Below are 26,362 nucleotides of genomic sequence, written 5' to 3' on the forward strand. Positions count from 1 at the left end.
TTATGCCAATTTCTTTTCAAGATAACGCATATAATAACTGAGCGGCAAAGTTAGAATCAGGTATAAAACACCGACACACAAGTAGGTACTCATACTTTGCAACGAATCAGATGCAATAACGTTTCCTTGATACATCAGATCAAAGCCGGCAACAAAGGCTAGAACCGATGAATTTTTAACCAAGTTGATAAATTGGTTGCCTAATGGTGGAATGACATAGCGGAAGGCTTGTGGTAAAACAATGTAGCGCATTGCTTGCCAGAACGACAATCCATTAGCCCGTGATCCTTCCATTTGACCGGGATCAACTGATTGAATACCGGACCGCACCGTCTCAGCGATAAACGCTGATGAATAGAGAATCAGGCCAACTGTTCCGGCCGCGAACCCACTAATTTCAACAATATACATTGGAATAACAACGTAGAAGAACATCGTAATAACCAAAAGTGGAATATTTCGAAAAAGTTCAATATATGCTTTAGCAACGACTCTTGCAAATTTGTTAGGCATGACTTCCATAATCGCAAATCCAGAACCAATAATTAATGCAAAGATCAATGCGATAATACTGCACAGAAGAGTCTGACCTAATCCATAAAGGAGCTCGCCACCATAATTTTGAAAAATACTAATCATCGTTCAGCCCCCTTAAAGTCAAATCCTTTAACCTTGTGGAACCACTTGTACAATAATTTATTGTACTGACCAGAGTTTTCAACCTTGGTTAACGCTTGATTCAGCGCATCACGGAACTTACCTTGACCTTTATCAACGGCAATTCCATATGGTTCCTTAGTAAACGTCCCGCCAACAACTGAATAACCGGGATTTTCAATTGACATCCCATATAAAATACCGTTATCAGTTGTCAACGCTTGTCCTTGGCCAGACTTTAAGGCGGTTAAAGCTTGAGAATAATCAGTTAGTTGAAGGACTTTAGCCTTTGGCGCGAATTTCTTAATGTTTTGAACCGAATTGGAACCAACAACGCCTAAGACCACGTCACCCTTATGATTCAAGTCACGAACATTTTTAATTGGGCTGCCATTCTTAACTAGAATTGCTTGGCCGGCATCAAAGTATGATCGTGAAAAATCAACCTGCTCAGCTCGTTGTGGCGTAATTGTCATGGTTGCCATAATGGCATCAATATTTCCGTTTCGAAGCAATGGCATTCGGGTTTGACTCGTTACTTGAATAAACCGTGCCTTGCCATCCTTGCCAAGAATCTGCTTAGTCATTGCTTTGGCTAAATCAATTTCAAACCCCTTAATCTGGTTATCCTTAACATCCATTAGACCAAACAGCTTCGTATCAGCTTTTACTCCCCAAGTAATGGTCTTGGATTGCCGGTCGTCGCGTAACACATCCTTTTTTGATCCACTGCTGCTACATGCACCCAGCGAAACAATCATCACGGCTAGGGCAATTAATAACCCAATCTTTGAAAAGATCCTCTTCATGATGAAACCTCCCGATAAACTTATTTTTAATGCGTGATAATTTTGCCAAGGAATTGACGTGCACGTTCATTGGAGGGTTCACCATCAAAGAATTTCTCACTACTATCATCTTCCAGAATCTGCCCATCATCCATGAAAATAACCCGGTTGGCAACTTCACGTGCAAATCCCATTTCATGGGTTACAACCAACATGGTCATGTCTGAATCGTTGGCGATATCCTTCATAACGTTCAAAACATCATCGATCATTTCAGGATCCAACGCACTGGTTGGTTCATCAAACAAAAGACACTTGGGCTTCATTGCTAATGAACGCGCAATCGCGATTCGTTGTTGCTGACCACCGGATAATTGTGCCGGATATTTGTTTGCCTGACTTTCAAGCCCAACTTGGTCCAACAACTGCCTGGCAACCTTCTTATTTTCTTCCTCAGGTCGATGAAGCACAATTCGAGGTGCCAACATGATATTTTCCAAAATTGTCTTATTTGCATACAAGTTAAAGTGTTGGAACACCATGCCAACATTTTTTCGGATTCGGTTCATGTCGGTCTTCCGATCTGCCAAATCCTGGCCGTTAACAATCAACTTACCCTCTTGGATTCTTTCAAGCCCATTAACAGTGCGAATTAACGTTGACTTACCAGATCCGGAAGGTCCGATTAAAACAACGGTTTCCCCCGCCTCAATCTTCAAATTAATATCTTTTAAAGCATGGAAACTGCCGTAGTACTTTTGTACATCTTGAAATTCGATCATTGCCATGTCATTTTCCTCCAATACCTTTAGGCTCATTATTAAAATTGCCTAAGAATGTTCTTGTATCCATATTATGTTAAAAAACGCCGTAGGTCAAAAAATTGTAACAAAAATTTGATACCCGTGTCACATCTTCTGCCAATATAGGCATAAAGTTCAAAACTGGCCCAAACTAGCTGAAAAGAGTGGTTTAGGCCAGGCGTTAATTAATTAGAATATCCGAATACTTTAACTTGAATATCTAATTATAATTCACATTTAGGGGAAAGCAAAGAGAATTTGTGGAAAGAGTGTGCAAGCAGACGGTCAGCTCCCAGAATATAAGCGTTTCAATCTGATATTCCCGGTTTTGGAATATCAGATTGAAACGCTTATATGGCCGGGAGTTGTCTGCTTGCACACGTTTCTGCTCGGCAGCCTAAAACATCGCACTATGTAATAATCAGCAACCATCTCACCTTATATGGCCGGAAGCTGCTTGTCCACACACGTTTCTGCTCGGTAGTCCAAAATAAAAGCTACCCTAACCTTATATTCTGGGAGTTGTCTGCTTACACACGTTTTCTGCTCAGTAGTCCAAAACATCGCACTACACAATTAAACAGCAATTCACCAAATAGGGTCGGGGAACTCAAACACGATTTCACCAAATCACCCAGCCATTTTTAAAACACCATCATTCTAAAATTTCCACGACAATCCAAACGATCCCCAAACAATTTCTTATATCCGGAAAATTGTCCCAGTCTTTAAACGTTGGTCAAAAGAAAAACCAGCCAAGAGCCAATACGGCCCTTAACTGGTTTCGTGTCCTTAACACTACCTAAGCGCGTCAGTCTTCTTATATGCCACGCTAGCTCGCAATTTATATTCTTGAGGGTGTTCAATCACACCTGCACGACCAATCTCTTTATATGGCCCGCCGACAATCGTAACCGATGCCAAATACAATTTTAAATCCGATAAATCAATGGAACGAACAGCTTGCAAGCCGACTCGCTTGATTTCCCCAATTGGATAGATTTCTGCTTGATTCAGCCCGCCGTAAATAATCAACGCATTTCCCTGCTTACGCATATCAAAATAAGGCAACATGACACCCTTGCCAATTGCATAAACTGGTTTACCGTCAACTTTTAGTAATTCGTAAATTTTTCGATCACCCATCCCGTTGTAATCGGTTCGAAACAGCTGGGCCTGCTTCATCAACGCAACTAATCGATCTACATTTGCTTGCTCTGCTTCAGTGGTTGAAACCTTTGCCGGTAAAACATGAGAGTTATCAAAAACACCATTAGCCGGAATATTGGTTTGCCGACCTTCAGGAATCACGGTCGTTCCCATTTTTGAATTAACCTGGGTTTCTTGTGGATGATGCCCTAGATGCAGCCATTTAGCTAACTGTGGAGAAATATCAAACCACGGTTGGCGTTTAGTGAAGTAGTAAAAAATATTACAAATTGTAAAGTACAGCAAAATAATTGCGACTGCGAGGATTAAAATTCCCTGTTTGTAAATCCCATTTTTCAGGAAACGTAAGCTGATATAGAACAAATACATATCACCTAATGCGCCCAAAACAGTATAAATTCGACTTTTAACCGTGACACCAATATTGAAATAACCGAGGTAGTGATTAATCATATCTAAGAAACTAAACATTATTAATTTGTCCCCCCATCAGTGCCTTGGGTCGTTGTCCCATCATTTGTACCCGTAGTACCGCCGCCAGTGGTCGTTGTTGATTTATTCGTCCCGGTCGTAGTATTACCAGTATTATTTTGAGCCCCTGTATCACCCGTATTATCCTGCGAAGTATCAGTGTTATCGTTAGTATTACCCGTCGTTGCAGTATTATCGTTATTCGTCGACTTCTTGGTTGTACCGGTATTGCCGGTATTAGTTGACTTCTTGTTCCCAGTTGATTTCTTAGTCGTACCAGTTGTGGTATTACCGGTAGTTGTGGTCGAACTTTCAGTTGAGTCCGCTGTATCATCTGACGAATTATCGGCACTTGAAGAAGCCTTCTCAGATGAAGCTTTTTTTCGTGAGGATGCTTCAGCTTCCTTCTTTTTTAACGACGATTCTTTCGCCTTTTCAGAAGATGTCTTGGCATCGTCGCTTGATTCATTTTTATCTTTATCATTAGTTGTCTTAGGCTTTGACTTGCCAAAAATCGAATTTGAAACGTTCTTTTGATTAGTGGTTTGAGTGGTGGTAGGCGTTCCTTCATTAGTCGATGTAACCTTGTTTACCACGACATTTGTAGCCCCAAGCGCTAATGAAATTGATAAAATTGCAAATGGCGTTATTAATGGCGGAATTCTATTATCCATTCAAAAAACTTCCTTAACTAAAATTTGGTAATCTATATTATCGCACATTTTAGTTAAACTATCCGTAAACTTTTGGTTAATTATTCGTTAAACTGGCACACTGTGGACAAAGACCATAGATCTGAAAGAGATGACCCGTGACTTTGCAACCATCCAACTGCGATGTAATTTCCTCACTTAATGGACAGTCTTTTAATTCAATGACCTTACCACAGTTACTACAAATAAAATGATGATGATGTTCATGTTGAAAATCACATTGAAATTTTACGGAAGCCCGATCGCCTTGAACCTGTCTTTCGACAATTCCGAGATTGGCAAATTCGGAAATGTTTCGATAAATCGTATTATGGCTCATTTTGGGGAAAGTTTGACGCATGAAATTGTCAATACTGGTCACTTCAACAAATCGTTTGGTTGCCGTATTAACTAAAAATTCCAGCATTGCCGTCCGTTGCTTCGTGATTTTAAAATTATTACTTTTTAATACACGGGTTGCTTCTTCAATTGCTGCAGGCATAACATCCACCTCTTAGTTTAAATACCTATCAGTTAACTTATTTATAGAGTAATCATTACTATTAGAGTTAGTCTATCACATATTCAACCATTCAACAACGATTCCAATGGTTGCCTTAATTTAAATAAGTTGTCACGATCCGATCAACCCGTTTTTTGGTTGCAGCGAGGTTTTGATTAACAATCTCGAACGCTTTACCTTTAAGCACAGCTGGCATTTCTAGATCACGATGGTATTCCGGACTTTTAACCCGTTTGGCAACCATCGCGGTATCGTCTCCTCGAACCATCATCCGTTCTTGAAGTTCCTGAGTGTCACCGACTTTAAGGAAAATAATGACCGCTTTCGTGCCTAATTTCTGTTGATAAGTAATGGCCCCAGCTGTGTCCAAGACAATACAGGCAAACGGGGTCTGCTTCCAAGCATTTTGTAGTCCTTCGTAAGAGGAACCGTAAAGATTGCCGGCGTATTCAACCGACTCTAGATAATGATTCTTGGCAAAGGACAGCCGGGTTTCAAAATAATAATCAACCCCATTGCGCTCGTTTGAACGTGGCGGCCGCGTTGTGTGCGTGATGACCTTGGTCATATTAAAGTGATCATGCAAATAATTTCGAACTGTGGTCTTGCCGCTGCCGGCCGCCCCAGTAATGACAAACACTCGATTTTCCATCGCTTAATCCCCAATTCCCTCTTTATTGCGAATATATTCATCAGCATTCTTTAATAATTGCTTTAAATTGTTATAGGTTAACTTATCGTAAGCCTGTTGGTAATCGAACCAGCCAAAAGAATTAATTTCTTCAACTTGACGCGTTACTTTCACATCCGGAGCAACCTTACTAACAAAGAAGGTGACATCTTTGTGATGCCCATTTTTCATGTCATATTCAATCTTTTCTTTAAAATTCGAATCGATGTCAGTCTTTAAACTGGTTTCTTCGCGAATTTCCCGAACCGCTGTTTGAATTAGATTCTCATTAGCTTCAACATGACCTTTTGGCAATCCCCAAAAGTCGTCAGTCGCGCTTTGTAATAATAGGTAACAAATTTCACCATCCTGAACATTATAAACAACCGCCCCACTTGCATACTCAGTGATCATCTTGAGTTCCTCCTCAATTATTTTCATCTTAATTCTTGATTGCTTTCTATTCTATCATTTAGGACGATAAACAAACAAAAAAAGTCCAACTACAAACTTATAAAATCAATTTCCAATCAGACCATATTTAGATAAAGGACCTATGATTTGGCCGGCACATGTCCCAATGACCACTTCAGCAGCAGTGGCGCCACAATCGTCGATAATACAATGACAATAATAATCTCTGAATACAAGTTAGTCGCCATTAAATGCGCCCCCAAACCAATTTGGGCAATAATCAGTGCCATTTCGCCCCGGGAAACCATTCCTGAACCAATTGCGATGGCACTGTGCCAGTTCAGATTCGTCAAACGCGCGCCAATTGCACCACCGACCAACTTGGTAACGATCGCCAAGCCCGTCATAATCACAATAAAGCCAAAGTTTTTGATGACACCACCAAAAGTCATATCCAAGCCAATGCTTACAAAGAAAATCGGGATAAAAAACGTATAACCCACTGAGCTAACACTAGTTGAAACTTCAGACTGGAATTCAGTTTGAGAAACGGCCACCCCAGCGAAGAAGGCACCAACAACCGCACTCAATCCGGTTGCATCAGCCAGCCAAGCCATTGACAGACATAAAAAGAGTGACGTAATGGCAACGGATCCATGAACCGGCAACCGCTCCGCCAGCTTTAAAAGAACCGGAGCGCCCCACTTAACAACGGCAATCACTAACACGAAATAAATGAATTGATATCCGGTTGTGACAACCAAATTAGTTTTTCCTGCTTCCCCCACGCCAAACGAACTTACAAAAATACTTAGCAAAATCACCGCAATAATGTCATCGACAACCGCCGCACCCAAAATTGTGGCACCCTCTTTTGTATTTAGCCGCTTGAACTCTCTAAGGACTTCCACACTAATTGAAACAGACGTAGCCGCAAAAATAACGCCCCAGAAAATTGCTTTTTCAAACGATTGGCCGAGCCACTGACCATATACCGTAAAGGCAACCATTGGAAATAAAACACCAATTGCCGCCACACTGATGGCAGGTTTAAAGTATTTTCTTAATAGATCCAAATCACTCTCAATGCCCGCAATAAACATTAGAATAATCACGCCAATTTCTGAACCGGCATGCATTAAAGCTGTATTTTGCAAAATACCAAGGAGACCTGGGCCTAAAAGCACGCCCACTAATAGTTGACCAATCACCGCCGGCATGCCTACCCGCTGACTAATCGCGCCAGCCAGCAGCGTCAATATTAAAATAAGTGCAATTTGACCAATATAATTCATAAGAAATCCCCTTTATTTGTCGAAACATTCAATCTTGTAATAATTATCTTACCAAATTGAATGGTGAATATGAAAAGAATCCTCAAACTTCTCATTAAAGATCGTTAGAATCGCTTAAGCATGGTAAAATTTGTATTAATGTGTGCAACTGATGATAAGGTGCCCATCAAGATTCAGGCAGATCGGTCACTTATCGAAACACTTAACTTCAAATTAGAAAGGATCTCATTTATATGAAAATCAATCAATTTGCGTACGTCCCAACTGACCATCATCAGATTGTTAAAGAATTGGCAGATGTCCATTTCTTAACAGCGAAGACTTCCAAAATGGCAGATGCTGTCATGCTCTATCGGCAATTCTTGTTAAAATTTTTTATCGAAACTCAGAGCTTATCGACCCGAATCCAAAAAGTTTCAAATTTAATGGCAACTCCTGATGAAAATGCCTATCAATACACCACAACCGAAAGCAAAGTTTCTAAAAATGCCTTTTATAACGTTGCTTTACAGCTGCTGGGTTTTGAAGTTGATCTTGATTTTAAGTTAACCGATCCGCTAACAACAATGAATGCACTTAAACTGCCAATTGCCGATGTTGATGACCAGTTGAGCCGTGACCAAGTGATTGATGCCTGGTATCGCCTGCTCAATACACGGACAAAATATGGTCAAACGTTAATTGACTTTCTGGCTGGTCAGGGTTATTACCATCAATTTCTTATTGATGACTCACTCAAGCAACCACTCGTCTTTAATGGTAAAGCGCAAGCAGTTTTTGACACCAGCAAATTAATCCGAGACGTTGTTTACGTGGAAGCACCACTGGATACAGACCATGATGGCCACCGAGATTTACTGAAAGCAGAAATCATCCGACCGGCAGAAACTGAAGACGGCCTTAAAGTTCCTGTCATCTTCACCGCTAGTCCTTATGATCAGGGAACTAACGATAAGGCCGCTGATCAATTAACCCATGATGTCAACAAACCACTCGTGCGTAAAGCACCCAACGCTCTGACTTATGACGATGTCAAGGTTGATGAAACCAAACCGAATTTGCCAGCGCCACGCCAAGTTGCTGACACTGCCGAAGTAGCCGAAGAAACCTTTGTTAAGAACTGGACTTACACTTTAAATGATTACTTCTTAGCCCGTGGGTTCGCCGTTGTTTATTCAGCAGGAGTCGGCACCAGGGATTCTGATGGCGTCCGAACCACTGGAAGTCCAGCCGAAACGGTTAGTGCGACATCGATTATTGAATGGTTGCATGGCGATCGCCAAGCCTTCACCAACCGAACTGATAATATCGGTATCGATGCTTGGTGGTCCACAGGAAACGTTGGGATGACCGGCCGTTCTTACTTGGGAACCCTCTCTACAGCTGCCGCCCTAACTGGAGTTGACGGCTTGAAAACTGCCGTTGTGGAAGCTGGGATCTCCAACTACTATAATTACTATCGCGAAAATGGCTTAGTGGTTGCTCCAGGCGGCTTTCAAGGCGAAGATACCGATGTGTTGGGTGAGTTAACCTTTAGTCGCCAACAATCTGCTGCCGATTACTTGAAGATCAAAGATACTTGGTTGACACAGTTGAAGAAACTCACAGATGGTCAGGATCGGCGTTCAGGGAGCTACACCACGTTCTGGGATGACCGGAATCTCTTAAAGTCTGTGAATATCAAAGCTGATATGCTGCTGGTTCACGGCTTGAACGACTGGAACGTCAAATTATCCCACGTTTATAATTTACGTAATCGATTAAAAAAAGAAGCAATTACTCAAAAATTAGTCCTGCATCAAGGGCAACATGAATACCTGAATAACTTTCGTTCTGTTGATTTTACCGATATCGTTAATTTATGGTTATCCAATAAATTATTGACAGTTAACAACAACGCCAACCAAGTTGTGCCCGACGTGTTGGTTCAAGATAATGCCGAAGCCGAAACATGGCAGACCTACAAAGATTGGGGCAGCGACGCAACCGTCCAAACCGTAACGTTAAGTGACAGCCGCTTTACGAACTTACGCGAAAATCGTTCCTTCAATGATCATTTAACTGACGATTTATTTAAAGAATACGTGGCTGATACTGCCAAATGGCGGCACGCACTCTTCACCAAATCGCATTCAAAGATGGATAATCACTGTATCAAATTGGTTTCCGAACCACTAAAGGAAGACCTGATCGTTGACGGTGAAGCCCACATTCATCTAAACGTTACCAGCAGTGATAACGTGGGCCTCATCAGTGTTGCCTTAGTTGACTATGGCAAGGCAAACCGACTAACCGCTCGCCCCCAAGTCCTAGAACCGCAACAAATCATTACCGCGTATAACTGGCGAAAAGATGATCTTAAAGAATTCATCCCACAAAAGAAAACCACCGCTTACAAGAAATTTACCGATGGGCACATTAATTTGCAAAACCGGCACAACAGCTATCAAACCGACGATGTCCAACCAGGGCAGGCCTACTCATTTGATTTGGCATTTCAGCCTACTTTCTGGCGCCTATTAGCTGGTCACCAACTTGGAATTGTGATTTACGCAACTGACATGGATTACACCATCCGGGGCAATCAAGACATCACTTACACACTGAATCTAAACGACTCCAAGATTGTCTTGCCGGTTTTGAAAGCCTAACCAAAATGATGACTAAAAAGTGTTATCATTAATTATAAATCTAATAGAAAAGGTGATTGATATGCGAACAGGAACCAAAATCATTACTTTGGACAACGGTTATCATTTATGGACCAACACGCAGGGTGAAGGCGATATTCATCTATTAGCCTTACATGGTGGTCCCGGTGGTGAACACGAATACTGGGAAGACGCTGCTCAACAACTTAAAAAGCAAGGATTAAACGTTCAGGTGACCATGTACGATCAACTGGGGTCATGGTATTCCGACAATCCTGATTTCAGCGATCCGCAAGTTCGAAAAGATATTTTGAACTACGATTATTTCTTGGATGAAGTTGATGAAGTCCGTGATAAATTGGGTCTCGATAATTTCTATTTGATCGGTCAATCATGGGGTGGCTTACTCGTTCAAGAATACGCCGCCAAATATGGCAAACATTTAAAGGGGGCCATCATTTCATCGATGGTTGATCGCATTGACGATTACACCAAACATCTCAACCAGGTCCGTGACAAGGCGTTATCTCCCGACCAAGTGGCCTACATGAAAGAATGCGAAGCCAAGGGTGATTACGATAATGATAAATATCAAGCATACGTAGATATTTTAAATAAAGGCTATATTGATCGAAAACAACCATCTAAGTTGGATCACTTAATTAGCGTTACCAATACTGATATTTACGGTGCCTTCCAAGGAGACAACGAATTTGTTGTTACTGGTAAACTGGCCGAATGGAACTTCACCGACCACCTAAAGGACATTAAAGTCCCAACGCTCGTTACTTTTGGCGAACATGAAACCATGCCGGTTGAAACCGGTAAACGGATGGCCGAAATGATTCCCAACGCTCAATTTGTCTCAACACCAAACGGCGGTCACCATCATATGATTGATAATCCAGACGTTTATTACGATCATTTGGCAACCTTTATCCGTCAGGTTGAAGATGGGACATTCAATAAATAATGATTTAACAGATTATTTTCCGTTTTAACAACTCAAAAGAACGTGCGACTTCACTCACAAGGGTATCCTTGCTGAAGCCGCACGTTCTTTTTGATTAATTAGCAACCTAAATAATGGGTTCGATCATTCTTCGGTCTTGGATTTGGCGCTGCCAAAACGTGTTTCAAAAAGCAAATCCCGGCCATATAAACGGCTTAATCCTAAATGCCAAATTCGGGCAAATCCTCAGTTGCACTTGGTTTGACGCTGCCAAAACGTGTTTCAAAAAGCAAATTCCGACCATATAAACGGCTTAATCCTAAATGCCAAATTCGGGCAAATCCTCGGTTGCACTTGGTTTGGCGCTGCCAAAACGTGTTTCAAAAAGCAAATCCCGGCCATATAAGCGGCTTAACCCTAAATGCCAAATTCGGGCAAATCCTCGGTTGCACTTGGTTTGGCGCTGCCAAAACGTGTTTCAAAAAGCAAATCCCGGCCATATAAGCGGCTTAACCCCAAATGCCAAATTCGGGCATTTAGGGTTAAGCCGCTTATATTCTGGAATTTAATCGCTTTTTGAAACACTCTGCAAATAATAATACACACCCAGCCGGTCAAAAGCATCCTCGTATACGCCAGCATCCAGATTGCCGTTAAGAAAATCGTGATACTGATCCATTGGGACACCTGATATTTCCGACACCTTCCTGGCTGGCAATCTCAAATCCTTAATTTCAAACTTAATGCCATTCAGTAAATATGCCGACCGCATATCCAAATTGGGCATCGTTTGTTTAAACGCAAACCGTCTTAGCTTATCGGTCGCAACATCCAAAACGTTTGGATCACCATTTCCCCTTTCATACTCGCTATATTGATCAGATGTAATGCCGGTGATCGCTTCAACTTTTCGATATGAAATTTTTAATCCCTGCTGCCAACTTTTGATAATTTGCATATTGTATGTAATTCGTTGCTTGGTATCATCCATTGTATCGCCTCGTATATTAGTTATTACTATCAATAGTAACATTGCTTGAGAAATTTTATCTGGTAGGTTTCAAATGAAAGCGCCTTTCAGACCATATTTGAACGCCACATTGTTAATAAATTTTCCACATCATTAAATTTGCATATCCAGGGCAACCACTACTCACATGGTCAATCCAATCAAACAGATCGATTCATAGTGATTACAAAAAATGGGGGGCCGGACAAAATTACTTTTGTCCGGCCCCCCATTTTTTGTAATCACGACTATTATCAAGCAAAATTGTTAATGAAGTTAAAGCTTAATAACTTTCAGTACTAATTAATCAGTGTTGATCTATTCTCGAATAATTGGTTGCTCTTTCAAGCTCAACTTCTCAACGTTCAATACCTTATCAACCAAGCCTTCATAGAAGCTAGATTCATGGCTGACAATGATGAGATTCCCTGGGAAACGATCCAATGCCTTCTTCAAGGCTTCCTTGGTTTCTTCATCCAAATGGTTCGTCGGCTCATCCATGATTAAGAAATTACATGGTGTAAATTCCATCATCGCCAATTTAACCTTGGTTTGTTCACCACCAGAAAGCTGGGTGATCGGTTTCATGGCATTCTCTGAATCCAAACCGCATTTAGCCAGTTTAGTCCGAATCGTTCGTTGATTGAGCTTCGGAAATTTGTCAGAGATAATTTGCATTGGCGTCATGCGATTGCTATCCCAAGTCAGTTCCTGACTGAAATAACCAATAACTGCCGATGGTGAAAAATGAGCGGTTCCGCCCTTAGCCGGCAATTGGTTTAAAATTGTCTTAATCAAAGTTGACTTACCAACACCGTTAAACCCGCTAAAGCCAAATTTTTCACCCATCGAAATGGTAAACGTTACTGGCTTAAGCAATGGCTTATTGTATCCAACCGACAATTTATCAACTGTTAATGCTTCGTGAGAACCAGTATCCGCATACGGAAAATTAAAGGTCGCGTGAATATTAGTCGAAGGCGGATCAATTTTATCCATATGAGCCAACTTCTTTTCACGTGATTTGGCCATTGTAGATTTGGAGCCGGCCTTGTTTTTACGAATGAAGCGTTCAGCCTTTTCAATTTCGACTTGTTGCTTATCGTATTCCCGCTGCTGGAACTCTTCTCTTTCAGCTCGTTGCCGCATTGCCTGTTTGAAGCTCCCACGATATTTAGTAATCTTACCAAAAGCAACATTAATGATACAGTTGGTAATCTTCTCCAAAAAATCGTAATCATGAGAAACGACCAGGGCTGAACCGGAAAACCCGTTCAAATAATCAACTAACCAATCAATTTGTGCTGTATCCAAATAGTTGGTTGGCTCATCAAGTAAAATAACATCTGGGTCAGCCAACAGCATTTTAGCTAAAATAATTTTAGATCGTTGTCCACCTGACATATCACCAACCAGATGATCACGGCCAATGCTATCAAGCCCCAGCCCGGTAATGGTTTGCTCAATTCGCGTATCGACATCATAAAAATCACTGGAATCCAGTTCGTCCTGAAGTTGACCGGCTCTTTCCAGTAACTTGTCATCCGCGTTAGTCGCATAGTCTTCATATAATTTGGCCAGCTGTTCATTCTTTTTGTACAGATCGGCAAATGCTGTCCGCAAGAATTGGGTAAGCGTTAAGTGTTCCTCAATATCGGCATATTGGTCCAAATAACCAATTTTGATATTCTTTTGCCATTTCACATCTCCTGCGAGTGGCAATTCGCTTCCGGTAATGATCTTAATAAGGGTTGATTTACCGACACCGTTTTGGCCGACAACCCCCATGTGTTCACCCTTTTCAAGCGTGAATTCAGCATCCTTGTACAAATCCTTTTCAGCAAAGCTCATTGAAAGATTTGAAACAGATAATAATGGCAAAAAATTCACTCCTTAATCAATTCGAATTTCTACATACATTGTGTTACGTTACACGGTTTGGCAAGTGCCGTCAAGCGGGTCGGATATAAAAGCGTTACCAATTTTCTTGAGGATTGTTAGCTTGGCAAAATGATCTTTAATAACAGTTCAATCAAAAATTAACAAACCAACTTCTCACAATTAATCGTTACGCAAAGTGTGCGATGATTCCAATCATTGAGTTATAATGGGTGTACTACTTTTTACAATTCCAACGGAAAGAAGAATCACGTTTATGAATATCAGAGAGATCGAATATATCACCATCCCTGTTTCCAACCTGGAAGTCAGCCTTCGCTTCTACCACGAAGTTTTCGACTTACGAATTGTTGACCTGCCAAATGGCGATAAAGGCGCCGACCTTCGAAAACAGTTTTTGGATTTTCATATTGAAGATAAGGTTGAGCACCCCACTTCATTTGGATTAATTGCCCATGATTCGATGAAAGATATCAAAGCTCACTTAATTAATTATTTCGTCGATATTGTTAGTGAACCAACCGAAAAAACAGAAGTAAGGAGAAACGTTAACTCAATTACTATCTTGGATCCTGATAAGAATCGAATTGAGGTTAACGAATTTAGGTAATCTATGCAAATCACATCGTATCTTAAAACAAAAACAGTTCAAATTGCAGCGTGGATCGGCTTTTTATTGGCTTATCTGATTGCCTCAACCGTCTTTAGTTTGGCTGGTGATTACACCAATGACATCTTGAAGGCCCGCCATGTTTTAGGAATCGGTTTTGTATTGACCGCCATAGCGCTTGCTTTAATTGCTTGGCGATATGGTCAACAACTGAAAAAACATAATCCAAGAAACATCGGTCGAACAAAAGTCACTAGGAAGGTAATTTATCAATTTTTATTAATCCTACTATTTATGATGATTTTCCAGATGTTTTGGAGCTGGTTAATCTCGCAACACATTTTAGTGTTACCCGAAAATCAGAAGGCAGTTGCTTCGGAGACCGTCCAAATGCCGCTGTGGAATGGCATCTTCGCGATTGTCCTTGCTCCCATTTTTGAGGAATTGATTTTCAGAGGAATTTTCATGAATTATTTCTTCAATAAGGAGAATCGGCTGAATAATATTCTGGCGATTGTGATAAGTGGCCTGTTGTTCGGTTTTGCCCACGAACTGCAGTTTGACGCTAATTGGTTAATGTACTCAGCCTTGGGATGCTTCCTGTCATTCACCTATATGCATTTCAGAGATATCAGGTATTCAATCGCCTTGCATTTTCTGAATAATTTGCTGTCGATTATATAGCAGAGTGCGGAAAGAGACGCTTTGATCCCAGAATATAACCAGCTTTTGCCAATATTCTTGTCCTCGGAATATTGGCAAAAGCTGGTTATATGGCCGGGATCAGTCTCTTGGCGCACATTTCGGCTCAGCTGCCCAGAACCCACTCAATATTCCTGTTCTTGGAATGTTCTTGGAATATTGACGAATGTTGGTTGTATGGCCGGGAGCTGCTGCTTAGCGCACATTTCGGCTCGATTGCAGAACCCACTCAATATTTCTACTTTTAGGATATTAAGCCTATTCAGTTATATGACGAGCATACTTCAGGTTAGTTAGTAAACACAAACAAAAAACGGGTGCCACAACAATGTAATCTTGTCGTGGTACCCGTTTTTAGCATCCACTTTTATCGCTGATGCACATACTTGACCAGCAGCCGCCCATCCAAAATAATCGCATTGTGAGCAACCTTAACTTGAAAAGATTGACCAATTGGCATTGATATCACGGGGCGCCCCTTGCGATTTTTAATCTCAATCAATTCAACTGTTGCATTTGACGTCCCAATTACCCGATAATACTTGGTTGAATCAGAAGCCATATTATCGGAACACAAAATACTTCCGATGGAAATATTAATTGAATTCACTGCTTTCTGCGGATAATCGGCCAATCCCAATTTTCGAATCTTTCGCACCAATACCCATAAGTCATCAATCACATCCATCGTAAAAATGTTATCATCCTCATGTCGAGTTACGTATCGAAGAATTTTTGGTAAATCACTTGGGATATGAAACGTTTTTGATTCAGGAACACTATAAATAACGATTTCCGAATTAACCGTCTGGGTAAAAAATGAAAGCTTACAATGCTTAATTGCAAATTCGTTGTAATTGATAAAAGCCAGTTCTAAAAACAACATCAATTCACTATTGTCCATCTTAAATTCCCCAATATTGTACTTGTTAATAGGATTGATTATACTCACTTTTGTGACACCAAAGGCGCTGCCATATCAAGCTTCATTGAAGTTTCTAAAAGTATTCAAGAAAAAATCACAACTGTTTTTTCCAAACAACATCTTTGACTGATTCAGTCACAACATTTAGATCCAATTGGTTGATAGGTCAACAATCTACCGATTCAATAAACAATTTTTTCGATTTTTCAGATAATCAATGACAATTATTTCAGGGTGATGACAATTCTTACAAGTTACTGACTATATTTGAAACAAAACACGCATATTATGTTTCGTCTATCAATAGTATTTCGGTTTGAGAATAGCGAAGATTAATAAACGAACCAACATATTTGGACTATTAATTTTAGCGGATGGCGGCTGTAATGGCGATTTTAATGCCTGCCGATTCTTGAATCAATGACAAAAAGCAAACGAGATTGAGAACCATTCGCCCGGCCCAATCTCGTTTGCTTTTTAATGACACATCTCTTTGATAAAAAACGCCAACCTACATCACATACGGTTAATGACGACTATCCTCACCGATCTCGAGGAACTTCCGATTTTAACTTTGCCCAAGCTTCTTTAGGAATTTGATTAGCACTTACCTGCTCATACTCGTTAACCTTTTTAGCACGTGACCAGCCCACTTTAATAAACCGGCCTTCAACAAATTTATGGCCGGCAAAAGACCCAACAGTTAAAAGCTTCTTTTCACCATTTTTGTTATATCCCTTAATTTTATAATAATAACTTGTCGGTAACCCTTTCCCCTGGTCTTCAGAATGGTCCATCTTACCAACAACCCCATAATAATAGGTTTTACCATACTTATAATGGTAAACCGATCCGCCAACGACAATCACAATCAAAGCAGTCATCATCACCGTGATTAACTTTTTACTCATGATGTTTTCCTCCAGTTAATTACTTGTGTAGTTAACTATATATGCTACGAGGAATTCTGTCAACATTTTAATTTCGTGATTAACTCGATTAGTTAACCGTGCCATCCCACGCCCAAAAATTAACTTTATCAACGCCTGTCCATTTGTTCCAAATACGCTTCCAGCTTAGGGTCATGGGCATGCAGATACATCCCCTTAATTTCCCGCCTTAACAACACATTCAGCGAATTGCGCAGCAGTGTTTGCTTACTTTGCTCGAAGTCTTTGCCGCTAAGATCAGGGCGATGCTTAAAAATTTCCACATCAGTTACCTTGCTTGGATCAACACCCAAGCGGTGATCATCAGTTAAATAAAATGGCGGCCCAATAATAATGCCAATGTAATTTAAGTCGAATCCTTGCACCGTGTAGATACTACCAACTTGATCAATCGTTTGTGACTGTTCGGCCCATGGCTTACTTGTAAAGTTATACTGATCCCAAGGTTGGTGAAAGTTGCCTTCATTTACCAAATGTTTACCACCGTCTAAAGTTGACGGATAGCCACTGGTCGACGTCATTCGAGATAAACCAAATTGATTGTTTTTTCGAATGATTTTCTGAAACATTTGTTGTGCATCCGAAAAAATCCGAAAATCATAATTACCAACATCTTGGGGAACCGGCCCAATAACATCACCATCAATGAAATGATCCAGCCAATCCATTAACTTCGGCCCAGCCTGCATTCGAAACTGCTCGTTTAAATGAACCACCTCGTGTGGATACGGGTCAATTAATTTCAGCAGCCGTGATTTATTCCAAAAGCTTTTTGTTCGCAGCACTTGGTGGGGATCAAAAACAACGATCGTGACTTTACTTAGTTGAATAATATCAGTCAACTGATTATCGCCATAATAATTATTATAATGATCTGGTTTGCTCAGCAATAAATGAGCTTCGTCAATCACGGTTAAATTAACGTGTTGATCCTGTTTATGTAACTGATTAATGAAGCTCGTTGGCCGTTGATAGTATTTCTTTAACATGTTGGGGGTTCGACCCGCCAACTCACGGTAGACCTTTAATAACTCAGGATGATTAACCAGAAAATACGCGTCCGTCACCTTTTGAGAAAGGGTCGTGAACAGCTGGTTTAAAATGAGACTTTTACCGGTACCGGCATCGCCCATTAAGACAAATACCGCGTGACCGTCAGATTGAAGATGTTGCTTCGTAAAATCAATGATCTGGTGAAGCACATCATTTTGGTGCTTCGTCAGGTGAACATTTTTTGAAAATGCATTGAGTGTATGTGACTTTAGCGAATCCATAAAATCCTCCCTAATGTGAAATAACATGGTTTCATAATAGCATGTTTTAACTGATCTTGAAGGATCAATCGCCAAATATCACGGCAGTTTCTAATTACTATTTAATTAAAGATACATCGTTTTGCCATCAAATTATTACTTGAACAATCTCTTAATCGTGATATTATAATGTCATTCAAATTCATAGATTGCTTAGATGAGAAGAGTAATGGTCACTTATTTTTTACAGAGAATTGACATCCGTTGAGAGTCAATAAGAATAACGACCGCGAAGATGAACTCAGAGCATTGGATACGTGCAAGCGATATCCACGCGAAGACGCGTTACAGTCTCAGGCTTAACAAAGAATTGGCTGTAAGTGATTATTAACGAGATTTTTAATTATCAAATTGATAATTAAACTTTTATGGATAATTTCTTAACCTATTTTTTATATGAGCTGATGAGGTGGCCAGCTTTTTTAATAAGTGGCCGCAAATCTGGGTGGTACCACGTGTATAAACGTCCCTGCATATTTTTGCAGGGGCGTTTTTTATAACCAAAAAGAAGAGCAGGTGAGGATTTTGTTGGTCAATATTTCAAATTATTATTCAAATTGTGGCGGTATTATTTTCATGTGGCTAACTGAGTCAAATTCAGTGTTGGGAAAAAATACATTTATTGAGAGGAACAATCGTTATCATGACAATTCACTTAATCAAAAAAATGATTTTCATTTCTAGTAGCCTACTTCTTGCAGGCCTTCTAACCGCCTGCGGTGCTAAAGGATCACAAAAATCAAGTTTAAATCAAAAGCAGGAAATTACTTGGTTGACCTCGGCTGAAACGCCAACCGCGGATTCAGTCAAAGAATATGATACCGTCAGCACCGAACAAATCGATTTCTTCGGTGAGGGCCTATATAAAATTGATGGCAAAAATGATGCCCAACCAGCATTGGCAGCGGGTAATCCAATCGCGCTGAACAAAGCTAAGACCAAATATGTGGTTAACCTGAAGAAGGGGCTCAAATGGTCTAATGGCAGTATGCTGACCGCTCACGACTTTGTTTATGCATGGCGTCGACTATTCAACCCCAAAACAGCTGCCCAAAACGCGAATGTTTATTACGATATTAAAAACGCAGAAAAAATTAATTTAGGCAAAAAACCAGTTAATTCACTTGGTGTCAAGGCACTTTCCAATACCAAACTTGAACTGACTTTGGAACGACGGGACCCCTATTTGAAAGAGACCCTAGCTTCAGAGAACCTGTTTCCTCAAGATGCAAAAACAGTTGAAAAATACGGTAAAAAATATGGTACCAGCAGTAGTCGATTAGTTGCCGACGGCCCATTTATCATGAAGGGGTGGAGCGGCACCAACTTGAATTGGCGCTACGTCAAGAATCCTTACTACTGGGATAAGAAAAATGTCCATTTGGACAAAATCAATGTTCAAGTATCAAAAGATCCGTCAACCGGTGTCAAATTATTCCAAGCCAAGAAAGCTGATAATGCCATTCTTTCCGGCTATTTTGTCAAACAGTTCAAAAAGAATCCTGATTTCAAATCCATCTTAACGCTATCCATGTCCAACCTGGAATTTGGAACCAGCTCAAATAAAAATTTACAAAACGTTAATTTAAGAAAAGCAATCAGCCTGTCACTTAATCGTCAAGAACTCGTAGGGGATGTTCTTTCGGATGGTTCCCGCGCTGCAACGGGTGTGATTCCAAAGGGCTTAGCAAAGAGTCCCAAAGATAAAACCGATTTGGCTGTTGATGCTGGCAACTTACTTCCCTATAGCACCAAAGAAGCTAAACAACTTTGGCGCAAAGCACAACAGCAGCTCCATAAAAAAACGGTTCATTTTACACTACTTACGGATGATACGGCACAGGCCAAGAATACTGGTGAATTTGTTCAAAGCCAAATTGAATCAAAGCTCCCGGGCGTTAAAATTACGCTTCAATCGTTACCGGCGCAAACCAGATTCACCAAAATGATGACTTACAAATTTGATATGGCACTTGCTGGCTGGTCCGGTGACATTGATCCGTTTAGCATGCTACAGCAGTTTTATTCAACCTTCCCACATAATCACGCCAAGTTTAATGATAAGTACTATGATCAACTTTTAAATAAAATTCAGTATCATGATTTAAATAACCTTAATACTCGGTGGAGCGACTTGTTAAAAGCTCAGAAATATCTCCTTAGTAATCAGCAGGTCGTTGTCCCGCTCTATCAATCCTCAAGTGACTACCTGATTAATCCAAAACTAAAGGGCATCGTTACTCACAACTTAGGAACTCCCATTGATTTAACGCACGCTTATTTGAGTAAGTAAACCAAAACTAAAAGGCGGCTCCATCACATTACAAAATCGTAATTGATGAAGCCGCCCTTTTCAAAAAAACGTAACGACTTATCTAACAAGTTTCCCGTCCGAAAAATGCGAAATTGGTCCTAAAATTGAATAATCTTGGCCAAACCGCTTAAGTGACGGATAGCTGTTAATTAAATCCGCAAATAAAATATATCGAATATGATCGTGCAAATCATGATTGTGCATGTAATGTGGTCGATTAAACTGAGCCCTTACTTCTTGTTCACGTTTATCAGGTGAGACAATATATAACATCATGTTACCTCGATTAATCTCATAAAGGTCATCCATGCGGTTCATTCCCGACATAATTGAAGTTGATTTTTCAACCTCAAAGGTCGCGATAGGTTCCCCCTGTTTCGTAAACCAAATAACATCGATTAACGAAACCGTTTCATGCAAATGTGGTGACAACTGATCCATCGTTTTAGGAAGTCTTGGAAGTGAATAGTCGCCTAGCCGATTACCGCCAACAGTTCTGTTATGGTCATTGGAGGCAATCCATGATCGATAACCGATATTGTTACCAATATCTGCCAACACATACTGGATTTGATAATGAAGGTTTTTCTCGTCTTCTTTTGTCTGCCTATTTTTAAGCTTGGCAGCGGTCTTACTCTCGGTGACCTTAAGATACTGCTCGCTATTCTCCGGCGTCACATAATTCAGTTTGCCAACATCAAATAAGAAAGCTGAGATTGCTCCTAAATCCTTGGAAAACAGCCCCCCAGATTCGTTTAACTCGATAATGCCGTCTCGTAACTTAAAATAGTCAGGCCATTTACCTAATCGAATTTTGGAATGGGTTAACTCGTTATATCCACGAACAATGCTTGTATTAAATGGACAGAAAATCGTTGGCTCCAAAAAATATAAGATGTTTGCGACTGCTGGACCCAATCCCTTAATTTTTTTCTCCGCCAGATTATCAACCGCAAGTAACATTTTCATTTCTTGACCGGTAGTCACAATCTGATCAAGCATTTCCGCAAAGGCTAACTGATTTTCCCGATTTTCATATATATCAGGGATACGCAATTTAGGCTTCCACATAAAAGCGTGTTTAGCCCCCTTGAAGATTTCCTGTTGCGCAATGATCACATTCATCACAGTTTCCAATGATGAACCGCGCAAATCTCTTGGAAAACTGCCATTTCGAATATCCTTAACAATTTGTTTAACACCCTTGCGTACCTGATTAAACGCTTTTAGACGATCCTCACTATGGATAAACCAAGTTTGGTAAAGCAATTCCTTCTTTTGAGAATATTGACCAAATAAATCTTTCAGGTAAGTCGCGTCCACTTTTCTCATCCCCTCTAAATGATGCTTTAACCTTGTGACGCTCAAATAATAAAATCATTAATCATCTTAGCCCTAAACATCGCTTCTTGCATTAGTATTTTCAAAAAATCATCTAAAAATTATTTGGATGATCAGTAATTCACTCGTTTAACTTTGGATTTAACTCAAAATTGAATGGTCGAAATAAAATCCAATTTTGCCCCCTCTGACCTATCACACTCACCGATATGCAGATAAATCAACCATGTTTTAGACGGAAAAAAGGCCCCGGTGAAATTCACCCGAGTCCCTTATTCTTGTGATATAAAACGTTCACTAATGACTTGTGTTTAATAATCAAAGAACTTCCGATTAGCCAATTTGTCGATGGAATTTCTTAAAATGGAAAAGTTTGTCGATCCGCTGATCATACTCAGCCGGAATCTCCAATTCAATTGCCTTCAAATTGTTCTTTAACTGAGCCGGTTTGCTGGCACCCGTGATCAAACTTGAAATCCGTGAATCTCGAAGTGCCCAAGCTAGTGAGAACGTGGCTAAATCAGTATTGAGTTCATCTGCCATCTTGACAAGGGCTTCAACTTTATCCAAGTTATCATCCGTCAGCATCGCCTGAATCTGATCTTGATACGTTGCTCGCGACCCAGCTGGAATCGGCTGACCCTTACGATATTTACCGGTCAACAGCCCCTGTGATAATGGCGAAAACGGCACAACCCCTAGACCCAGCTTTTCACAGACATCCAAAGCTTCATTTTCGATATACCGATCAAAAATATTGTACTCCGGTTGAATCACCGACATTGGATGTAGTCCACGTTGTTGAATCACTAATTGGGCTTCTAAAATTTGAACAGGTGTCCATTCACTCACCCCATAATACAGGATCTTTCCCTGATCAACTAAATCACTCAGCGCCTGTAAGGTTTCTTCAAGCGGTGTTTCGGGATCAAATCGATGGCAGAAGTATAAATCCAAATAATCAGTTTGCATATTTTTCAGTGACCGATCAATCGACTCAAAGATATGTTTCCGGGACAAGCCCCGATCATTAATCCCATCACCAACCGGAAAATAAACCTTGCTGGACAGGACAAGTTCTTGACGTGGAAATTCTTTTAAAGCTTTACCCAAAAATCGTTCAGCTGCGCCACCACTATATGCATCAGCACAGTCAAAATAGTTGATGCCTTTTTCATAAGCCAACTTAATACTTTGATCGGCTAAATCCTGTTTAGCCGAATCACTAACATCAGTCATCCAACTGCCTAATGCCAACTCGCTGACCCTAATTCCCTGCCTACCTAAATGACGGTATTTCATTTCTAAACACTCCTTTAATTTATCACTTGCATTAACCATATCACCTCAAGTACACTTGAGGTAAAGTATTATTTAAGGAGAATTTAAATTGGCAACTTATTCCATTACGCAAGTCTCAAAAAAATACCACCTACCCGTGTCAACGCTTCGTTACTATGAAGACGTTGGCTTGCTGTGCGATGTCGATCGGAACGGGAAAAACCGGATTTATGATCAGGAAAATCTGGATCGATTGGACGCGATCGTCTGCTTTAAAGAAACCGGGATGTCGATTGCTGAACTCCAAAATTTTTTCCGGTTTCAAGATAATGATGACGATTTAGACGATATGGTCGCACTATTAGCCAAGCACTGTAAGCGGGTTGATGACCAACTTGCATTACTGGAAAAGAATCGCAAACACATTCAACGCAAATTTAAGTACTACTCTGATATTCGTCAAGCAAAACAAAACCATCAACCAATGCCAAAGTGGGAGGACTATGTGTTAACAGATTCTTGAACAGTTTCACCTGACTTATTAGCACGCCACTCAAAAATCCCGCAAAGTCCAACACCTTGCGGGATTTAGCTATCATTATGGTTAATTAATCATCTGAACAGTTTTTTTAAAAAAATGGTCAAATACTGAAAACTAATCTAATTTGTAGAAACTATTTTTTGCGATTATCATTTTAAACCCATAAATTATTTTGCAACAACTTCATTGAACCATTCCATTCCTAATTCAAACCATCTAGCCATGTGTTTATCGGACCTGTCACGGTTCACAATTGCTGTCCATTTATTAGCTAAGGCGATGCCATGATTACCCGTCCCAAATTCATGAACTTCAAATGGGACTTGATTCTTAGCCAGTGCTTCCGCATAAACATGAACATGATCTAAGAACGGCGTCAACCCATCATTAATCGAACCCCACATGAAAGTTGGCGGTGTATTTGGTGTAACAGTTTTCGAAACATCCAAGCTTTTAATGCCCATCTTTTCATCCAACGTTGGTTTGATAACTGGGTAGCCCAACATCACAAATTTTGCTTTAGTATCTTTTTCGTTACCGTAATCTGCGGCTAATTGACCCCCGGCTGAAAAACCGATGATCCCTAGTTCAGTGGTGTCAACTTGAAGGTCATCCGCGTGTTTGACAATGTAGTCAAACGACTGTTCAATAGCTGCTTTTGCATCCGCATAATTTTTCTTTTCCTCAACCGGATAGTTAACAACGTAAGCTTGGAAGGCTTGAGTTGCAAACGTTATGGCAACCCGTTCAGTATCCCGTTCCTTTAACTTTTTATAACTACCACCGCCAATGACGACGATTCCGGGAAGTTTAACATCCGTATTGCTTTGATAAATATCTAAAGATGACCCTTTTGCTTGGTCAAGTGTTATATTCTTAATATCCATAAAATCACCTCAAGTACTATCATAAGTTGCCACGTTTAAAAATGCTAGATAAGGCTGCCAAAAAGCGTTCCCAAAAATGTAATCATGACGTTAAGCCTAAGCCACAGACGGATTTGGGCGGCACATCGTATTTTTTTATGAGGTTATCGATATTCTTTATAAACAAGCAACTATTTTTGTGTATAATGGTAAAGTTAAGATCAAGAAACAAAAGACGAAAACACCCTCTGTCCCGGTCATAAGGGTTCTAGAAATCAACCTAAATCATTATCACTAATTAAATTGAATTTAAAATTGACTTTTATTAAACAATCACTTTTCTGAGGAGAATAATATGTTTGCATTTTTTCATAAACACATCAAATTAATTATTGCCACGGTCATTTTGGCGGGGGTTGCATTTGGAATCGATGATCATTCTACGGCAGACACGTCAACCAATTCATCAAAAACATCAACTAGTGCCAAAGTCAGTGTCCAAGCGACCTACCCAATCCACGCTCATGCCTATGCCTTGAGAAAAAATGCTACTTTGTATACTGATGCGCGTCTCTCCCAAGGAATGAGTGCCAAGCCATTGTTAAAGGATACCTGGTATCGCAGTCAGGCAGCTAAACTTTTGGTAAAAGGCAAACCTGCAGTCGCTTATAAGTTAACCAATGCAAGTGGCAAATACACCTATTGGGCACTGCATTCATCAGTCAAATCAATTAACAGCAAGTCATTTAACGTTAAATTAGCGGCGGCAGGTAATCAATTTACCAATAAGCGAATTGGCTTCTTTGGCGATTCGATTCCCGCTGGTTGGGATGGTTACCATTTCTATTTAAACAACGCCTACGGTGACTGGTTAGCGAAATACTTGGGGACAAACAATCGAATTATTAATGAAGCCGTGCCAAGTGCCAAAATTGTTGGCCATCGATTTGCTTATGTTGGGCCAATATTAAAGCCCCAAGATCTCACCATGCAGATTCGTTATCACAAGAGTGCCATTCAAAAAATGAACATGATTTTCATTCATATTGGGACTAATGACTACACCAACTTTTCCAACTCAGGCAGTTTAGAGAACGTGATTAATCATCTAAAACGCAACGTGCAGTATATTCAAAAGCTGAATCCAAACGCCAAAATCTATGGTGTCCTGCCAATTTCACGTTATACCGCTAATGGGTTTAACCGGGAAAACATTATGAATGACAGCCAATACACCTATGGTCAATTGCGTCACGAGGAAGCCTTGATGTATCGACGACTAGGCGCCACAGTAATTGACTTTCAGCAATTTGCACCCAACATTATCACTTCTGAAAATAAAGATGTCACGCTGGAAGATCGGGAAATTCACCCAACGGCTCAAACCGCGCAGAAGCTTGGCTATGCGTTGGCACGGAAATTGGCCGATTAATTTAGGCAAAGATAAAGGGATCAATCTTTTCATTTCGAGGCTGTACAATATCTGTTGTTGGTAATAGATTTAATCTATTATTAATGACAGATT

General features: G+C 40.3%; 24 protein-coding genes. 7 read left to right on the forward strand and 17 right to left on the reverse strand.

Annotated elements, in window-relative coordinates:
* The 9 genes from FC85_RS07230 to FC85_RS07270 all read right to left on the reverse strand — a co-directional run bounded on the left by FC85_RS07230 (nucleotide 1) and on the right by FC85_RS07270 (nucleotide 7,483).
* A complete protein-coding gene (locus FC85_RS07230; RefSeq protein ID WP_057864858.1) occupies nucleotides 1-639 on the reverse strand; it encodes an amino acid ABC transporter permease in 639 nt (212 codons plus the stop codon).
* The gene (locus tag FC85_RS07235; protein WP_057864859.1) at nucleotides 636-1,466 is read right to left on the reverse strand and encodes a transporter substrate-binding domain-containing protein; all 831 of its coding nucleotides are present in this window, start codon (nucleotides 1,464-1,466) and stop codon (nucleotides 636-638) included. Before FC85_RS07235 ends, FC85_RS07230 begins: the two co-directional genes overlap by 4 nt.
* Nucleotides 1,467-1,492: 26 nt before the next feature.
* Entirely contained in the window at nucleotides 1,493-2,233 is a 741-nt protein-coding gene (locus tag FC85_RS07240) for an amino acid ABC transporter ATP-binding protein (RefSeq protein ID WP_057864860.1), read from the reverse strand.
* Nucleotides 2,234-3,046: 813 nt separating this feature from the next.
* Nucleotides 3,047-3,889 carry a DUF6681 family protein gene (locus FC85_RS07245; protein ID WP_057864861.1) on the reverse strand — a complete coding sequence of 281 codons (843 nt, stop codon included), beginning with the start codon at nucleotides 3,887-3,889 and terminating at the stop codon, nucleotides 3,047-3,049.
* A gap of 2 nt (nucleotides 3,890-3,891) precedes the next feature.
* A complete protein-coding gene (locus FC85_RS07250) occupies nucleotides 3,892-4,563 on the reverse strand; it encodes a hypothetical protein (protein ID WP_057864862.1) in 672 nt (223 codons plus the stop codon).
* A 76-nt stretch (nucleotides 4,564-4,639) separates the two neighbouring features.
* A complete protein-coding gene (locus FC85_RS07255; RefSeq protein ID WP_057864863.1) occupies nucleotides 4,640-5,083 on the reverse strand; it encodes a Fur family transcriptional regulator in 444 nt (147 codons plus the stop codon).
* Between the two features lie 115 nt (nucleotides 5,084-5,198).
* A complete protein-coding gene (locus FC85_RS07260) occupies nucleotides 5,199-5,756 on the reverse strand; it encodes a guanylate kinase (protein ID WP_057864864.1) in 558 nt (185 codons plus the stop codon).
* Nucleotides 5,757-5,759: 3 nt separating this feature from the next.
* Nucleotides 5,760-6,188, reverse strand: a complete 429-nt coding sequence (locus FC85_RS07265; RefSeq protein ID WP_057864865.1) for a bis(5'-nucleosyl)-tetraphosphatase — start codon at nucleotides 6,186-6,188, stop codon at nucleotides 5,760-5,762.
* A 140-nt stretch (nucleotides 6,189-6,328) separates the two neighbouring features.
* Nucleotides 6,329-7,483: a cation:proton antiporter gene (locus FC85_RS07270; protein ID WP_057864866.1), complete on the reverse strand. Its 1,155-nt coding sequence runs from the start codon at nucleotides 7,481-7,483 to the stop codon at nucleotides 6,329-6,331.
* 233 nt (nucleotides 7,484-7,716) lie between these two features.
* Between FC85_RS07270 and FC85_RS07275 the strand changes: the two genes are divergently transcribed.
* Both FC85_RS07275 and FC85_RS07280 read left to right on the forward strand, forming a co-directional pair.
* On the forward strand, nucleotides 7,717-10,134 hold the full coding sequence (locus FC85_RS07275; protein WP_057864867.1) for a Xaa-Pro dipeptidyl-peptidase: 2,418 nt from the start codon (nucleotides 7,717-7,719) through the stop codon (nucleotides 10,132-10,134).
* Nucleotides 10,135-10,195: 61 nt separating this feature from the next.
* Nucleotides 10,196-11,107: a proline-specific peptidase family protein gene (locus FC85_RS07280; RefSeq protein WP_057864868.1), complete on the forward strand. Its 912-nt coding sequence runs from the start codon at nucleotides 10,196-10,198 to the stop codon at nucleotides 11,105-11,107.
* 544 nt (nucleotides 11,108-11,651) lie between these two features.
* On the opposite strand, the gene FC85_RS07290 is transcribed toward FC85_RS07280, so the two are convergent.
* Both FC85_RS07290 and FC85_RS07295 read right to left on the reverse strand, forming a co-directional pair.
* Nucleotides 11,652-12,077, reverse strand: a complete 426-nt coding sequence (locus FC85_RS07290; RefSeq protein ID WP_057864870.1) for a helix-turn-helix domain-containing protein — start codon at nucleotides 12,075-12,077, stop codon at nucleotides 11,652-11,654.
* 336 nt (nucleotides 12,078-12,413) lie between these two features.
* Nucleotides 12,414-13,946, reverse strand: a complete 1,533-nt coding sequence (locus FC85_RS07295) for an ABC-F family ATP-binding cassette domain-containing protein (RefSeq protein ID WP_057864892.1) — start codon at nucleotides 13,944-13,946, stop codon at nucleotides 12,414-12,416.
* A 304-nt stretch (nucleotides 13,947-14,250) separates the two neighbouring features.
* Between FC85_RS07295 and FC85_RS07300 the strand changes: the two genes are divergently transcribed.
* Nucleotides 14,251-14,604, forward strand: a complete 354-nt coding sequence (locus FC85_RS07300) for a VOC family protein (protein ID WP_057864871.1) — start codon at nucleotides 14,251-14,253, stop codon at nucleotides 14,602-14,604.
* 3 nt (nucleotides 14,605-14,607) lie between these two features.
* Complete coding sequence (locus tag FC85_RS07305; protein WP_057864872.1) at nucleotides 14,608-15,288, forward strand: CPBP family intramembrane glutamic endopeptidase; 681 nt, start codon at nucleotides 14,608-14,610, stop codon at nucleotides 15,286-15,288.
* Between the two features lie 385 nt (nucleotides 15,289-15,673).
* On the opposite strand, the gene FC85_RS07310 is transcribed toward FC85_RS07305, so the two are convergent.
* From FC85_RS07310 to FC85_RS07320, 3 genes are all read right to left on the reverse strand, one after another.
* Nucleotides 15,674-16,210 carry a hypothetical protein gene (locus FC85_RS07310; RefSeq protein ID WP_057864873.1) on the reverse strand — a complete coding sequence of 179 codons (537 nt, stop codon included), beginning with the start codon at nucleotides 16,208-16,210 and terminating at the stop codon, nucleotides 15,674-15,676.
* 563 nt (nucleotides 16,211-16,773) lie between these two features.
* Nucleotides 16,774-17,142, reverse strand: a complete 369-nt coding sequence (locus tag FC85_RS07315; RefSeq protein WP_057864874.1) for a YxeA family protein — start codon at nucleotides 17,140-17,142, stop codon at nucleotides 16,774-16,776.
* Between the two features lie 128 nt (nucleotides 17,143-17,270).
* Entirely contained in the window at nucleotides 17,271-18,455 is a 1,185-nt protein-coding gene (locus FC85_RS07320) for a DUF2075 domain-containing protein (RefSeq protein WP_057864875.1), read from the reverse strand.
* Nucleotides 18,456-19,137: 682 nt separating this feature from the next.
* Between FC85_RS07320 and FC85_RS07325 the strand changes: the two genes are divergently transcribed.
* Nucleotides 19,138-20,787 (forward strand): peptide ABC transporter substrate-binding protein, encoded by a 1,650-nt coding sequence (locus tag FC85_RS07325; protein ID WP_057864876.1) that lies wholly within the window; start codon nucleotides 19,138-19,140, stop codon nucleotides 20,785-20,787.
* 78 nt (nucleotides 20,788-20,865) lie between these two features.
* Here the strand turns inward: FC85_RS07325 and FC85_RS07330 are convergent, their stop codons facing one another.
* Together FC85_RS07330 and FC85_RS07335 are read right to left on the reverse strand one after the other, a co-directional pair.
* Nucleotides 20,866-22,140, reverse strand: coding sequence for a hypothetical protein (locus FC85_RS07330; protein ID WP_057864877.1), 1,275 nt, complete (start codon nucleotides 22,138-22,140; stop codon nucleotides 20,866-20,868).
* 342 nt (nucleotides 22,141-22,482) lie between these two features.
* Entirely contained in the window at nucleotides 22,483-23,451 is a 969-nt protein-coding gene (locus tag FC85_RS07335) for an aldo/keto reductase family protein (RefSeq protein ID WP_057864878.1), read from the reverse strand.
* Between the two features lie 88 nt (nucleotides 23,452-23,539).
* Here FC85_RS07335 and FC85_RS07340 point away from each other — a divergent pair, with 88 nt between their 5' ends.
* Nucleotides 23,540-23,953, forward strand: coding sequence for a MerR family transcriptional regulator (locus FC85_RS07340; RefSeq protein WP_057864879.1), 414 nt, complete (start codon nucleotides 23,540-23,542; stop codon nucleotides 23,951-23,953).
* A 185-nt stretch (nucleotides 23,954-24,138) separates the two neighbouring features.
* Here FC85_RS07340 and FC85_RS07345 read toward each other — a convergent pair whose 3' ends face one another.
* Nucleotides 24,139-24,858 (reverse strand): alpha/beta hydrolase, encoded by a 720-nt coding sequence (locus FC85_RS07345; RefSeq protein ID WP_057864880.1) that lies wholly within the window; start codon nucleotides 24,856-24,858, stop codon nucleotides 24,139-24,141.
* Between the two features lie 334 nt (nucleotides 24,859-25,192).
* Here FC85_RS07345 and FC85_RS07350 point away from each other — a divergent pair, with 334 nt between their 5' ends.
* The gene (locus tag FC85_RS07350) at nucleotides 25,193-26,269 is read left to right on the forward strand and encodes an SGNH/GDSL hydrolase family protein (protein ID WP_057864881.1); all 1,077 of its coding nucleotides are present in this window, start codon (nucleotides 25,193-25,195) and stop codon (nucleotides 26,267-26,269) included.
* Nucleotides 26,270-26,362 lie beyond the last annotated feature (93 nt).

It is taken from the genome of Lentilactobacillus diolivorans DSM 14421 (assembly GCF_001434255.1).
GTDB classification, from domain to species: domain Bacteria; phylum Bacillota; class Bacilli; order Lactobacillales; family Lactobacillaceae; genus Lentilactobacillus; species Lentilactobacillus diolivorans.